This window comes from Pseudomonas sp. o96-267, assembly GCF_003935465.1.
In the GTDB taxonomy this organism is placed as follows: domain Bacteria; phylum Pseudomonadota; class Gammaproteobacteria; order Pseudomonadales; family Pseudomonadaceae; genus Aquipseudomonas; species Aquipseudomonas sediminis.
This window is the reverse complement of the sequence record NZ_RHQP01000011.1, coordinates 106,249-120,114: the sequence shown is the minus strand read 5'-3', so window position 1 is coordinate 120,114 and position 13,866 is coordinate 106,249. Positions and strand designations below refer to the sequence as shown.

At 64.4% G+C, this 13,866-nt stretch carries 13 protein-coding genes and 1 pseudogene; 7 read left to right on the top strand and 7 right to left on the bottom strand.

Translation table 11 applies throughout. The features are described from left to right. Positions 1–129: 129 nt before the first annotated feature. Together EGJ86_RS10015 and EGJ86_RS10010 are read left to right on the top strand one after the other, a co-directional pair. Entirely contained in the window at positions 130–1,314 is a 1,185-nt protein-coding gene (locus EGJ86_RS10015; RefSeq protein ID WP_125834993.1) for an NAD(P)/FAD-dependent oxidoreductase, read from the top strand. Positions 1,315–1,422: 108 nt separating this feature from the next. Further along, entirely contained in the window at positions 1,423–3,234 is a 1,812-nt protein-coding gene (locus EGJ86_RS10010; protein ID WP_125834992.1) for an SLC13 family permease, read from the top strand. A 49-nt stretch (positions 3,235–3,283) separates the two neighbouring features. On the opposite strand, the gene ald is transcribed toward EGJ86_RS10010, so the two are convergent. From ald to EGJ86_RS09990, 4 genes are all read right to left on the bottom strand, one after another. Continuing rightward, positions 3,284–4,405, bottom strand: a complete 1,122-nt coding sequence (gene ald, locus EGJ86_RS10005; RefSeq protein ID WP_125834991.1) for an alanine dehydrogenase — start codon at positions 4,403–4,405, stop codon at positions 3,284–3,286. Between the two features lie 92 nt (positions 4,406–4,497). Next, on the bottom strand, positions 4,498–5,181 hold the full coding sequence (locus tag EGJ86_RS10000) for a glutathione S-transferase N-terminal domain-containing protein (RefSeq protein WP_125834990.1): 684 nt from the start codon (positions 5,179–5,181) through the stop codon (positions 4,498–4,500). Next, the gene (locus tag EGJ86_RS09995; protein ID WP_125834989.1) at positions 5,178–5,879 is read right to left on the bottom strand and encodes a glutathione S-transferase N-terminal domain-containing protein; all 702 of its coding nucleotides are present in this window, start codon (positions 5,877–5,879) and stop codon (positions 5,178–5,180) included. Before EGJ86_RS09995 ends, EGJ86_RS10000 begins: the two co-directional genes overlap by 4 nt. A 62-nt stretch (positions 5,880–5,941) precedes the next feature. After that, positions 5,942–6,481: a TetR/AcrR family transcriptional regulator gene (locus tag EGJ86_RS09990; RefSeq protein WP_125834988.1), complete on the bottom strand. Its 540-nt coding sequence runs from the start codon at positions 6,479–6,481 to the stop codon at positions 5,942–5,944. A 174-nt stretch (positions 6,482–6,655) separates the two neighbouring features. Between EGJ86_RS09990 and yccS the strand changes: the two genes are divergently transcribed. The 5 genes and pseudogenes from yccS to EGJ86_RS09970 all read left to right on the top strand — a co-directional run bounded on the left by yccS (position 6,656) and on the right by EGJ86_RS09970 (position 11,515). Then, on the top strand, positions 6,656–8,827 hold the full coding sequence (gene yccS / locus EGJ86_RS09985; protein WP_125834987.1) for a YccS family putative transporter: 2,172 nt from the start codon (positions 6,656–6,658) through the stop codon (positions 8,825–8,827). A gap of 57 nt (positions 8,828–8,884) precedes the next feature. Next, positions 8,885–10,060: pseudogene (locus EGJ86_RS09980) on the top strand (7TM diverse intracellular signaling domain-containing protein); the annotation flags it as partial. Next, positions 10,040–10,690, top strand: coding sequence for a GGDEF domain-containing protein (locus EGJ86_RS25320; protein WP_305965125.1), 651 nt, complete (start codon positions 10,040–10,042; stop codon positions 10,688–10,690). The pseudogene EGJ86_RS09980 and the gene EGJ86_RS25320, both read left to right, overlap by 21 nt. Before the next feature lie 46 nt (positions 10,691–10,736). Beyond that, positions 10,737–11,219, top strand: a complete 483-nt coding sequence (locus tag EGJ86_RS09975) for a transcription elongation factor GreAB (RefSeq protein ID WP_099522860.1) — start codon at positions 10,737–10,739, stop codon at positions 11,217–11,219. Positions 11,220–11,281: 62 nt separating this feature from the next. Further along, positions 11,282–11,515, top strand: a complete 234-nt coding sequence (locus EGJ86_RS09970) for a DUF2789 domain-containing protein (protein WP_099522861.1) — start codon at positions 11,282–11,284, stop codon at positions 11,513–11,515. Positions 11,516–11,611: 96 nt separating this feature from the next. Here the strand turns inward: EGJ86_RS09970 and EGJ86_RS09965 are convergent, their stop codons facing one another. Genes EGJ86_RS09965 through EGJ86_RS09955 form a run of 3 tightly spaced genes read right to left on the bottom strand, consistent with a single transcriptional unit; the run spans position 11,612 to position 13,736 of the window. Beyond that, the gene (locus EGJ86_RS09965) at positions 11,612–12,106 is read right to left on the bottom strand and encodes a YgjP-like metallopeptidase domain-containing protein (protein ID WP_177432813.1); all 495 of its coding nucleotides are present in this window, start codon (positions 12,104–12,106) and stop codon (positions 11,612–11,614) included. A 39-nt stretch (positions 12,107–12,145) separates the two neighbouring features. Continuing rightward, positions 12,146–13,246 (bottom strand): PQQ-dependent sugar dehydrogenase, encoded by a 1,101-nt coding sequence (locus EGJ86_RS09960; protein ID WP_125834985.1) that lies wholly within the window; start codon positions 13,244–13,246, stop codon positions 12,146–12,148. Positions 13,247–13,259: 13 nt separating this feature from the next. Then, positions 13,260–13,736, bottom strand: coding sequence for a hypothetical protein (locus EGJ86_RS09955; RefSeq protein WP_125834984.1), 477 nt, complete (start codon positions 13,734–13,736; stop codon positions 13,260–13,262). Between the last annotated feature and the right edge of the window lie 130 nt (positions 13,737–13,866).

The following is a 13,866-nucleotide window of genomic DNA, read 5'->3' as shown; positions in this document are numbered from 1 at the left end:
AGTCATTCGCAGTGTGCCCTTCTTGCCAGTAGCGCGCTGACAGAAGCGTCGGCACAGAGCGGTTCGGGTAAACTTCAGCGGTTTTCGCGCGGCGCTGGCTGCGTCAGCAGATTCACCTGAGGACATCCCGTGTTGCAAACCGACGTATTGATCATCGGCGCAGGGGCCGCCGGCCTGATGTGCGCAGCCAGTGCAGCTGCCCGTGGTCGCCGCGTGCTGGTGCTCGACCACGCCAACAAGGCCGGCAAGAAGATCCTCATGTCCGGCGGCGGGCGCTGCAACTTCACCAACATGTATTGCGAGCCGAGCAACTTCCTCTCCGGCAACCCGCACTTCTGCAAATCCGCCCTGGCGCGCTTCACCCAATGGGACTTCATCGGCCTGGTGGCCAAGCATGGCGTGCCGTATCACGAGAAGAAACTCGGACAGCTGTTCTGCGATAACAAGTCCAGCGACATTCTCGAACTGCTACTGGCCGAGTGCGCAGAAGCAGGCGCAGAGATCCGCCTCGACACCGCCGTGCAAAGCATCGAGAAAACCGACGCCGGCTTCTGCCTGCAAACCGATCTCGGCGCCGTGGCCTGCCAGTCGCTGGTGATCGCCACTGGTGGGCTGTCGATCCCGACCCTGGGTGCGACCGGCTTCGGCTATCAGGTAGCCAGGCAATTCGGCCACGAACTGCTGCCAACCCGCGCCGGGCTGGTGCCGTTCACCCTCACCGATCCGCAACTCAAGGCGCTGTGCACCGAGCTGTCCGGCACGTCGGTGGAGGATTGCCGGGTGACCTGCAACGGCCAGAGCTTCGTCGAGAACATCCTCTTCACCCACCGCGGCCTGTCCGGGCCGGCGATCCTGCAGATTTCCTCCTACTGGCAGCCGGGCGATACCGTGCACATCGACCTGCTGCCGCATATTGATCTGCCCGAATGGCTGGCGACGCAACAGCGCGAGCGCGGCAACAGCGAGCTGAAAACCCTGCTGGCCGAGCTGTTCACCAAGAAGATGGCGACCCTGCTGGTCGACGCCTGGTTCAGCAACAAACCCCTCAAGCAGTACACGCCTGGCGAACTAAAGACGATCGCCGAGCACCTGGCCGACTGGCAATTGGTGCCGGCCGGCACCGAGGGCTACCGCACCGCCGAGGTAACCCTGGGCGGGGTGAACACCGACGAGGTGTCGTCCAAGACCCTGGAATCGCTCAAAGTGCCGGGGCTGTATTTCATCGGCGAAGTGCTCGACGTCACCGGCCACCTCGGCGGCTTCAACTTCCAGTGGGCCTGGGCTTCGGGCTACGCCGCCGCGCAATACGTCTGAGACAAAATTTTGCGCCCCATTTGAAGGCGCGCCGGGAACTGCCGGCGCGGCGCAGACTCTGCTGTGAACAGCCACGCAACGCTGCAATCACAGGGATGACGCCGCATCATGACGTTCGAACAAGGCCTGATCTTCGCCATTCTAATCGCCAGCATGGGCTTGTTCATCTGGGGTCGCTGGCGCCACGATGTGGTCGCACTGGGGGCGCTGCTGGCCTGCGTGATCGTCGGCATCGTGCCAGACCGCGACGCCTTCGCTGGTTTCGGTCACCCGGCGGTGATCACCGTTGCCTGCGTGCTGGTGCTCAGCCATGGCCTGCAGCGCACTGGCGCGGTCAACCGCCTGGCGCAACGCCTGCTGCCCAGCGGCGCGGGCGCTCTAGTGTCCATCGCTGCGTTGACCAGCCTCGGGGCGCTGCTCTCGGCATTCATGAACAACGTCGGCGCCCTCGCTCTGCTGATGCCCATCGCCCTGCAGATTTCCGCACGCCTGGAGTTGCCGCCAGGACGCGTGCTGATGCCGCTGGCCTTCGGCACCATCCTCGGCGGCATGACCACGCTGATCGGCACACCGCCGAACCTGATCGTCTCCAGCTTCCGCGCCCAGCATGGCGGTGGGCCCTTCGAAATGTTCGACTTCAGCCCGGTCGGCGTGGCCGTGGCGCTGGCCGGCGTACTGTTCATCAGCCTGCTTGGTTGGCGCCTGGTACCCAAGCGCGAAGTGGGCAACGCCGCCAGCTTCGATACTGGCCATTACCTCACCGAGGCGCGGGTCAAGGCAGGCGGCAGCGCCGAGGGCAAGACGCTGCGCGAGATCGAACAGTTGCTCGATGAAGCCGACGCCCAAGTGGTGGCCATGGTGCGCAACAAGCTGCGCCTGACTGCCCCCAACCCGCGGCGTGTGCTGCAGGCCGACGACGTGCTGGTGATCGAGGCCGACCCGACAGAACTGGGCGAAGTGCTCGGCAAGCTGGACCTGCTGCTGGAGGCCGAGCGCGAAGCCAGGGAGGCGGAGCAACAGAACGACAAGAACAGTGATACCGAGAAGAAAGTCAGCAACGACGAAGACCGTGCAATGCAGGAACTGCTGGTCAAACCTGACTCCTCGCTGATCGGGCGCTCCGCCAGCAGCACACGCTTGCGCAGCCGCTACTCCATCAACTTGCTGGCCATCTCACGGCAGAGCCATCGCTCGATCAAGCGCCTGCGCTCGACCCTGATCCAGGGTGGTGACGTACTGCTGATGCAGGGCAGCGCCGAGGATATCGGTGAGTTCGCCAGCGACTATGACTGCGTGCCGCTGGCGGCGCGCGCCATCAACATTCCCGATCCACGTCAGGCCAACCTGGCCCTTGGCATCATGATCCTGGCCATCGTCGCGGCGGCCTTTGGTCTGCTGCCCACGGCGATCGCCTTCGCCTGCGGGGTGCTGGCCTACATGCTGCTGCGCCTGGTGCCGCTGCGGGCCGTCTACGAGTCCATCGACTGGCCGGTGATCGTGCTGCTCGGCGCGTTGATCCCTGTGGCTGGGGCGATGTCCACCACAGGCGCGGCCGATCTGCTGGCACGAGTGCTGATGGAAAATCTGGCGCAGGGCAACGCCATCATCACTCTGACCCTGTTGCTGGTGGTGACCATGACCCTGTCGGACTTCATGAACAACGCGGCAACCGCTGCGGTGATGTGCCCGATTGCGCTGAGCGCCGCGAGCCAACTTGGCGTCAGCCCGGACGCACTGTTGATGGCGGTGGCCATCGGCGCCTCGTGCTCGTTCCTCACGCCCATCGGCCACCAGAACAACACCCTGATCCTCAGCCCCGGAGGCTTTCGCTTCGGCGACTACTGGCGCTTGGGCCTACCGCTGGAAATCCTCGTAGCGTTGGTCAGTATTCCGTTGCTGCTCTGGGTCTGGCCGCTGTAATTGGCCACCAGCCTACCCGACGCACCGGAGCCACCCTGTCGAAAACGTCTCAGAGCTGCTCGATCACGCTGGCCGGCGACTGGAAGCGCAGGTCATGAGCCTCGGCGACACTGGCACAGGTGATGATGCCGCGCGCGACGTTGAGGCCAGCGAGCAGGTGTGGGTCCTCCTGCAAGGCGCGTCGTGTGCCCTTTTGCGCCAGCGCCACGACGAACGGCAGCGTGGCGTTGTTGAGCGCCAGGGTCGAGGTACGCGCCACCGCGCCAGGCATGTTGGCCACGCAGTAATGCACTACATCATCAACCACATAGGTGGGCTCGGCATGGGTGGTGGCGCGCGAGGTCTCGGCGCAGCCGCCCTGGTCGATGGCGACATCCACCAGCACTGCGCCCACCTTCATCTGCCGGACCATCTCCGCAGTGATCAGCTTCGGCGCGGCAGCGCCGGGAATCAGTACCCCGCCGATCACCAGATCAGCAGCCAATACCTGCTCGCGCACCGCCGCGCGGGTGGAATAGAGCGTGGTGATGCGATTGCCATACTGGGAATCGAGCCGGCGCAGTGCGTCGACGCTCTTGTCCAGCACCGTGACATCGGCGCCCAGGCCAACTGCCATGGCCAGGGCATGGCTACCGACCACGCCAGCGCCGAGAATCACCACCTTGCCCGGCGCCACGCCTGGCACACCGCCGAGCAGGACGCCACGCCCGCCGCGGGCCTTTTCCAGGCAGCCGGCGCCGGCCTGGATCGACATGCGTCCGGCCACTTCCGACATCGGTGCCAGCAACGGCAGGCGCCCCTGTGCATCGGTCACCGTCTCATAGGCAATACAGGTGGCGCCACCGGCCATCAGCTCTTCGGTCTGCGCCCGGTCCGGCGCCAGGTGCAGGTAGGTGAACAGCGTGTGATGGGCGCGCAACCTAGCGCGCTCCACTGCCAGCGGCTCCTTGACCTTGACGATCAACTGCCCCTGCTGGAACACCTCGGCCGAGTTCCTGGCGATCTGCGCGCCGGCCTCGAGGTAATCCTCGTCGGCAAAACCGATGGCGGCTCCGGCATGGGTTTCGACCCACACCTCATGGCCGAGCGCGGTCAGCTCGGCCACCGACTGCGGCGTGAGACCGACGCGGTATTCGTGGTTCTTGATTTCCTTGGGTACGCCGATTCGCATCACCATCTCCAACCATTGCGGGCCAACAGTCTGAAGTCTAGGAAAGCGTGAGCCGTATCACAGGAAAATCCGCGAGAAAGTTCGCCCGTCCGTCACTGTCCGAACAGCAGGCGCCGCGCCTCAGCCGTGAGCAATGCCTGCGGATCGGCATTCACCTGCTCTACCAGCGCGTAGGCACGCTGCACCGCAGGGCGTGCATCGATGCGTTCTAGCCAGGCGGCCATGTTGGGGAAGTCCTCCAGCTTCTGCTGCTGCATCTTCCACAGCTTGGCCCAGGGGTAGATGGCCATGTCGGCGATGGAATACTCGCCCGCCACATACTCGCGCCCGGCCAGCTGGCGGTCGAGCACACCGTAGAGGCGCGCGGTTTCCTTCACGTAGCGGTCGATGGCATAGGGGATCGGCTCCGGTGCGTAGCGCACGAAGTGATGATTCTGCCCCGCCATCGGCCCGAGGCCGCCCATCTGCCAGTACAGCCACTGCAGCACGTCGAAGCGTGCCCGCGTCTCGCGCGGCAGGAACTGCCCGCTCTTGTCCGCCAGGTATTCGAGAATTGCCCCGGACTCGAACAGGGCAATGGGCTCGCCAGTATCGGCCGGCGCGTTATCGACGATGGCGGGAATGCGATTGTTCGGCGCGATCTTGAGAAACGCCGGCGCGAACTGCTCACCCTTGCCGATGTGCACCGGGACGATGCGGTAGTCGAGCCCGGCCTCCTCGAGAAAGATGCTGACCTTGTGGCCGTTGGGTGTGGTCCAGTAGTACAGGTCGATCATTGCTTTTCCTCCACGTGGATCTCGGCCCGCTTGACCGGGCCGTGAGTCGCCTCATACGCCTGCAGGATGCGCGCGAACCAGGCGCCCAGCGCCGAATCGTCGGCCCAGGGTTGTGCCCCCAGGCACCATGCCCAGAACAACATGCCGGCCAGCAGGTAGTCGCAGCCACCGGGCGCCTGGCCTTCGAAGAAGGGCTGATCACGTAGCCACATTTCCAGCGGCGCCACGCCCTCACGGAACAGCCGCTCACCACCCTGCGGATCGGCGAACGCCTCCAGGCTCATGCCCAGCGCCTTCTCCCGACTGCTGCGGAAGTAATCGCGATCAGCGGGGTCGATCACCTGCCAGACCCGCGGGATCAGCATCTTCAACAGCGGCGCACGCACCATGTGAAAACTCAGCCGCTCGACCAGCCGGGCGCGCTCGGCAGCCAAGGCATCACCGAGCAGAGGATGCTGCGGATAACGCTGGTCGAGGTAGGCGAAGATGGCCAGGCTGTCATGCACGGTTTCACCGTCATCGATCAGCACCGGCACCAGCTTCTGTCCGGAAAAAGCGATCAGCTCCTTGTCGGTGAAACGTGTCGGCCGGCTCTGCCAGTCCAGGCCCTTGTGCGCCAGCGCCAGACGTACGCGCCAGCAGTAGGGCGAGAACACCAGCTCAGGGTCGGCACCGCACAGCTCGAACAATTCCCGCATATCAGCTCCTTTAAAAACCAGTCAGTCCAAAATTGGACGAAGAAAAGCCTGCGCAACGCCGCTCATGCGCAATCCAGGCTAGCCATGACCACCGCCACGGTGGCGCGAATCGAGTCCGCAGGCACTGCGGATTTCACCTGGGTACGCAGCCCGCTCATCACGCACTGCAGGTAGCCAGCACGGGCCGCAAGGCCATGAGCGTTGTTCAGCTCCCCGCAGGCCACGGCGCGTTCGAGCGCCTGCTGGAAAATCTGGCAGATGCCCGTCGTGGCCTGTTGCAGCACCGGCACCAGAGCCGGTTCCGACAAGGAGAATTCATTGGCGACGTTGACCAGCATGCAGCCACGCGGCACGCCATCGGGGCCGTCGTCCTCCAGCACGCTGAGCAGACGCTCGCGGATAAAGGCGAGCGGCGAGGCACTGGTCTGCAGTTGCTCCAGCAGCAGGGCGCGGCGCTGCGCTACATACAGGCTGAAGGCCGCGACGAACCAAGCCTGCTTGCTCGGATAGGTCTGATAGAGGCTGCTCTTGGACAGCCCGGTGGCCGCCTGCAGGTCCTGTAGCGACGCGGCTTCATAACCGCGCTGCCAGAACAGCTGCATGGCATTTTCCAGGGCCCGGTCCGGGCAGAAGCTTTTGGGGCGTCCACGTGTCGTCATATGTCGAATTTAGAACCAATCGGTCCAAATAATCAACACGATCTGCGTATCGCTACCGATACCCAGTGACCGATGAGTTCCGGTAGGCTTCATGCATCGCTTCAGATCAGGCTTCGTATGCCCCGCCCTCGCCTCCGTCAATCACTGCGCCGCCTCTGGGCACTGGACAAGTTCAGCACAAGCCTGCGGGTGTTCATCGCCCTGGCCGGAGCCCTTGCGCTGTGCTGGTGGCAGGGCTGGATGCACGGACTGATTCCGTTGTTCCTCGGCATCATCGCCAGCGCCCTGACCGAGACCGACGACAGCTGGCAGGGCCGTCTCGGTGCAGTGCTGGTGACCCTGGCCTGCTTCAGCGCGGCCGCGTATGCAGTGGAGCTTCTCTTTCCCTACCCCTGGCTGTTCGTCATCGCCCTGGCGCTATCGGCGTTCTGCCTGACTCTGCTCGGCGCCCTGGGCGAGCGTTTCGCCACCTTGGGCTCCGGTACGCTGATTCTCGCCGTGTACAGCATGATCGGCGTCGAGCAGCGCGGCGGCGTCACCGGCCTGTGGCTGGAGCCGCTGCTGCTGGTCGCTGGCGCCGCCTGGTACGGACTATTGTCGGTGATCTGGCATGGCCTGTTCGCCCATCAGCCGGTGCAGCAGAGCCTGGCCAGGCTGTTTCGCGAACTGGGCAAGTACCTCAAGCTCAAGGCAGCCCTGTTCGAACCCGTGCGCCAGTTGGACGTCGAGCAGCGCCGCCTGGAGCTGGCGCAGCAGAACGGGCGCGTGGTGTCGGCGCTCAATGCGGCCAAGGAGATCATCCTGCACCGGGTCGGCAACGGTCGCCCCGGGCCCAAGGTCAATCGCTACCTGAAGCTGTACTTTCTCGCCCAGGACATTCACGAACGCGCCAGCTCCTCGCACTACCCCTACAACGAGCTGGCCGAGGCCTTCTTCCACAGCGACGTGCTGTTCCGCTGCCAGCGCCTGCTGCGCCTGCACGGTGAAGCCTGCCAGCGCCTGGGCAGCGCCATCGAGTTGCGCCAGCCATTCGAATATCGCGAACTGTGCAGCCAGGCGCTGGAAGACCTGCATGCGTCGCTCGACCATCTGCATCTGCAAAGCAACCCGGCCTGGCGCCGCCTGCTGCGCTCGCTCGGTGCATTGGCCGGCAACCTCGCCGGCCTCGACCTGCTGCTCGGCAACGCCAGCAAGCCCGCCGCTCTGGCCGATGAGCAGGACAGTAGCCTGCTGGACCGCGAGCCGCATTCGTTGCGCGAAGTCATCGATCGGATCGGCCAGCAACTGACGCCCACTTCGCTGCTGTTCCGCCACGCGCTGCGCCTGTCCATTGCCCTGGCGGCAGGTTACGGCCTGCTGCATTTGATCCACCCGACTCAGGGTTACTGGATTCTGCTGACCACCCTGTTCGTCTGCCAGCCGAACTACGGCGCCACGCGCCTGAAGCTGGTGCAGCGTATCGTCGGCACCCTGATCGGCTTGGGCCTCGGCTGGGCATTGTTCGATCTGTTCCCCGACCCGCGCATCCAGGCACTGTTCGCCGTGATCGCCGGGGTCGCCTTCTTCGCCACACGCAGCACCCGCTACACCCTGGCCACAGCGGCGATCACCCTGCTGGTGCTGTTCTGCTTCAACCAGATCGGCAATGGCTACGGCCTGTTCCTGCCGCGCCTGGTCGACACCCTGCTCGGCGGTATGCTGGCCGGGCTGGCGGTATTCCTGATCCTGCCGGACTGGCAGGGTCGACGGCTGGGGCGCATGCTGGCGAGCACACTGAGCTGCAACAGCGCCTACCTGCGGCAGATCATCGCCCAATACGCGCGCGGCAAGCGTGACGACCTCGGCTACCGCCTGGCCCGACGCAACGCGCATAACGCCGACGCGGCGCTATCCACCACCCTCGGCAACATGCTGATGGAGCCCGGCCACTTCCGTAAGGATGCCGACCTCGGCTTTCGCTTTCTGGTGCTATCGCACACCCTGCTCAGCTATCTCTCCGGGCTCGGCGCCCATCGTGGCGAGCAGTTGCCGCAGGCGGCCCAGGCACAATTGCTGGAACAGGCCGAAGCGCTGGCGGTGAGCCTCGATGAAATCGCTACCGGCCTGCGCGGCGAGCAGCCGCTGGCCATCCACAGCGACGAGGAGCAAGCGTTGGCACAGAGCCTGGAGCAGATAGCCGATGACGTCGACGAACGCCAGCGCCTGGTGCAAACACAACTGGCGCTGATCTGCCGCCAGCTCGCGCCGCTGCGCACCCTGGCCGTGCATCTGCAGAAGGATAGCCACTAGCAGGCTCATGGGGCTTTCTGCCACTATCTGACGACGCCGAGTTCCCAGACCTTGCCCATGCCAGCCAATCGACACACCACCCTCGCCTACCTGGCCTCGCTGCCGGGTCTGCTGTTGGTGTGCAGCCTGCTTTTGGCCAGCCAGGCCACCCTCGCCAGTACGCGACTGGGCGATAGCAGCGCAGCACAGGATCTCTACGGCCTGGTCGACTTTCTCGCCGATCCCCAGAGCACCCTGAGCCTGGACGACGTTCGCGCTATCGATGCCCCTTTCCAACCCTCGTTGGACCGCCGTGACCTCAGCTTCGGCTACGTGCCGGGGGTGATCTGGCTGCGCCTGGCGCTGCAATCGGATGCCCAGCAAACACGCATCTGGAGACTGGAGCTGAACTACGCCTCGCTGGACGAGGTGCGCCTGTACGACATCGGCGCCGATGGCGTGCGCGAGTCGCGCAGCGGCGACACCGTACCCTACGTGCAGCGCAGCGTTGGCCATCGCAACCCAGTATTCGAGATCGTTCTGCAGCCCGGCGAACAACGCACGCTGTACTTGCGCGTCGACTCGCGTGGCAGCATGACCCTCAGCGGCGCGCTGATGTCTGCCCGCGATTTCGAGCAACACAGCCAGAACGGCTATCTGGTGCACGCCATCTACTTCGGCGTACTGATCGCACTGGGCCTGTACAACCTGCTGCTGTTTCTCGCCCTGCGCGAGCGGCCTTTCCTCAATTACGTGCTGTTCATGTGCGCCTTCGCCCTCAGCGTGCTGTCGCTCAATGGCCTTGGCGCGCAGTATCTGTGGTCCGAAGCCGCGCCCTGGAGCAACCGCATGCTGCCGGTGAGCCTGACGACGGCGGCGCTGCTGTCGGTGGTTTTTGCGCGCAGCTTTCTCGATACCCGCCAGTGGCTGCCGCGCTGGGACAAGGGCCTGTTGATACTGTCCATCGCCATCGGTGGGGCCGTATAGGCCAGTATGCTGCTACCACTGCAGCGGGCGCTGCAACTGATGTCACTGACTGGCCTGATCGCCACCCTGACGCTGCTGCTCACCAGTTTCGTCTGCGTCGGCTACCGCGTACCCGGCGCTCGCCTGTTCGCCCTGGCCTGGCTGATGCTGCTGACCGGTGCAGTGCTACTGGCACTGCGCAACTTCGCCCTGATTCCGTCGAACTTCCTGACCCTGTACGCCATGCAGATTGGCTCGGGGCTGGAGATGATCCTGCTGTCCTTCGCCCTGGCAGCCCGTTTCAACGAACTCAAACGCCAGCGCGAGGCCGCGCTGCAACTCAACGAACAGATCCTCGCCAAACGCGTCACCGAGCGCACCATGGCGCTGGAGCAGGCCAACCAACGCCTCAGTGAGCTGGCCCTGCAGGACCCGCTGACGGGCCTGGCCAACCGCACCGCCCTGCAGCAGCATCTGGAGCAAGCACTGGCGCGCAGCCTGCGACGCAATGAATTGCTCGCGGTGATGTTGATCGACCTCGACGGTTTCAAACCAATCAACGATCAACACGGCCATGGCTTTGGCGACCAGGTGCTGGCCGAAATCGCCGGTCGCTTGCGCCAGTACATCCGCGATGCCGACCTGCCAGCGCGTCTGGGTGGTGACGAGTTCGTGGTGATCTGCGAGAACGTGCAATCGGCCGAGGATGCTCAGGACTTGGCCAAACGCCTGCTGGAAGGCCTGGACACGCCGATGTACCTGGAAGATCGTGCCGTACGTGTAGGCGCCAGCATCGGTATCGCCCTGAGTCACGGCGCCGACGATGCCACCCTGCTGATTCGCCTGGCTGATGCTGCGATGTACCGGGCCAAGGCCGAAGGTCGCAACCGCGTACAGCTGGCCACCCAACAGCTTTGAAGAGGGGCCGCTGCCCCTCTCATCACCCCAAATCCGATAGCCCGCCATGGACAAGAATCAGCTGCTGCAAGACGTGCTCGCCCACCTGCAGGCCGACCTGGAACAGGCCAGCCTCGCCGCTCTCAGTGCACACGAAGCGGCCACCCACGAAGAGAACGTCGCCGAGAACAAGTATGACACCCTGGGCCTGGAAGCGGCCTACCTGGCCAGCGGTCAGGCGCGCCGCGTCGAAGAACTGCGCCAGACCCTGATCACCTGGCGCCAGTTACGCCCACGGCCGTTCGACGAGGTGCAAGGTATCGAACTGGGCGCGCTGATTCTGCTGGCCAGCGAAGACGGTCATGAGCAGTGGCTGTTTCTCGGTCCGCAAGGCGCCAGCATGAAGCTGCAGCATGCCGGGCAGAACATTCAGGTATTGAGCAATGCTGCACCGCTGGGACGCCTGCTACTCGGCAAGCACCCCGGCGACGAAATTACCCTGCCGATGGGCCAGCGGCTGCAGGCCTTCGAGGTATTGACGGTCGATTGAGCGGAACTATCTGCGCCTGGGTTGGGTAATTAACGATGAACCTCACGTTTGGAGAGCCCATCATGGAAAAGCCCATCCACAGCCTGCCAGCCCTGTTCAAACAACTCGGCCTGCCCGACGATGCCGCCAGTATCAACGCCTTCATCAGCACACATTCGCCACTGCCGGACGCATGTAAGTTGTCCGATGCCCCGTTCTGGACGCCAGCGCAGGCCGCGCTGCTGCGCGAAGAAATTCTCGAAGACGCCGACTGGGCGCCAGTGGTCGATCAGCTCAACGTGCGCCTGCACGGCTGATACCGCGCCTGGCATCAAATACCGGGTCGGACGCGTAGGGTGCGCCGTGCGCACCGTTTTTCCCTATCGCCGAGGCATCGTTGCGCGCGGCGCACCCTACGAAGTCATCTCGCGCCAGGTCAGGAACATGCGCAGGTCGAACTCGATCTGCGCATAGCCCGGCAGCATATGGTCGCACAGCTTGTAGAACGCCTTGTTGTGATCACTCTCTTTCAGGTGCGCCAGCTCGTGCACCACGATCATCTGCAGAAAGGCCGGCGCCGCATCGCGAAACAGCGAGGCAACGCGAATTTCCTTTTTCGCCTTGAGCTTGCCGCCCTGCACGCGCGAGACCGCCGTGTGCAGGCCCAGAGCGCGGTGCGTGAGGTCGAGCCGATTGTCGTAGAGCACCTTGTCGATGGCCGGCGCGTTCTTCAGGTGCTCCTGCTTGAGCGCCATGACATAGCCGTACAGCGCCTTGTCGCTCTGCACTTCATGCCGCCCCGGATAGCGCTGCGCAAGGTAGTCGCCCAACCGATCATCGGCGATCAGCTGACGAACCTGCTGCTGCAAGGCGACCGGATAACCCTGTAAATACTTCAACGATACGATCCCGCGTTCATCTGGACCGTCAGTGTAACGGATGCCGCATTACTCGCTGGGCACCACACGCAGCAAGCGCCCCTGCGGGTTATCGGTGAGCAGGTAGAGCGCGCCATCCGGCCCGCTGCGCACATCGCGAATCCGCTCGCCCAGCTCTTCGAAGAGGATTTCCTCACCGGCCAGCATGCCGTCGCGCACACGGATGCGCCGTACGCTGCGCTCGGCCAGGGTGGCTGCGAACAGGTCATCCTGCCAGTCGGGGAACAGCTCGCCGCGATATAGCGTCAGGCTCGACGGCGCGACCGAGGGCGTCCAGTGCAGCAGCGGCGCGGTCAGCCCCGGCAGCTCGGTGTAGGGGCTGATGCGCGCACCGGTGTAGTCGATACCGAAGGTCGCCAGCGGCCAGCCATAGTTGTTGCCGGCCTCGATCAGATTCAACTCGTCTCCCCCGCGCGGGCCGTGCTCGTGGCTGTACAGGCGATTGTGTTCGGCATCAAAGAAGATGCCCTGCACGTTGCGATGGCCGAGGCTGTAGATCTCCGGCGCAGCACCTTCCTGGCCGATCAGCGGGTTGTCCTGCGGCACGCTGCCGTCGCGGTTCAGGCGCACGATCTTGCCCAGGTGGTTGGCCGGGTTCTGCGCCTCTTCTCGCCAGTCGAAACCGTCGCCAAGGGTCAGCACCAGGGTCTTGTCGGCGAGAAAGGCGATGCGCCCACCGTAATGCGCGGCACCGGCCTTGAGCGGCTGGGCGGTGAACAACACTTCGAAGTCGTGCAGTTCGTCATCCACTAGGCGGGCACGCGCCAGACGCGTGTTGTTCGCCTCCTGCGAGCCGTGCGCATAGGTCAGGTACAGCCAGCGGTTATCGCTATAGTCCGGGTCCAGCGCCACTTCCATCAGCCCGGCCTGGGCAGCGATGAAGACCTCAGGCAGGCCCGCCACCGGCTCCGGGTCGATACTGCCATCGGCTTCGATGATACGCAGGCGCCCAACACGCTCGGTAACCAGCAGGCGCCCGTCCGGCAGGAAAGCCACGGCCCATGGGTTCTCCAGCCCTTCGCTGAAGGTTTCGATGCGGTAATCCAGGGCCAGCAGCGGCGTACTGACGAACAGGGCGCAGAGCATCAGCGCACGGGTGCTTCTCAACATGGGCAACGCCTTGTCACAGAGAATCGGAAGAAGTCGGTTGCACGCGGTAGCGCACCCGCCGGCCAAGCAGGCCGAACAGCAATGCACCGACGCTGCCGCAAGCCATCAGGCCGAGCGTGCCGAACGGGCTGCGGTCGGCGGCGATCAGCGTCGGCATCGGCGCTACAGCATTGGCCAGCGCCAGTGCCGTCCAGATGGCTGCAGCGCCCGACAGTACGAAAATCAGCCAACGCAGCGGCGGCACACGCCGCGCCAACCAGGCAGCCAATGGCAAGGCAACCAGAAAACCCAGGGCGCTGAGCAAGGCGAAGGTCGGTGCGAAACCGATCAGATCGAGGCCGGTGGTGCCAACGCGCACATCCAGCGGCATCGGCGCACCGAGCGCCTGCAAGGCAGCGAGGTTGGTCTGGGTCTGGAAGATCGAGGCGAGCAGCGAGGCCAGCAACACGGCGAGGAGAAAAGCGAGCAACAGACGTGGCTTGCTGGACATGGGTGGCAGTTTCCCGGAACGACAGTCCACGAATTATGGCGCACCCCGCCTGCCCTCACGCTTCGGGAGTTTTACAGGGTTTTACCTCTCGCCGCGTTGCTCACGCCGAACCCGTCTTATAAAAAGCAGA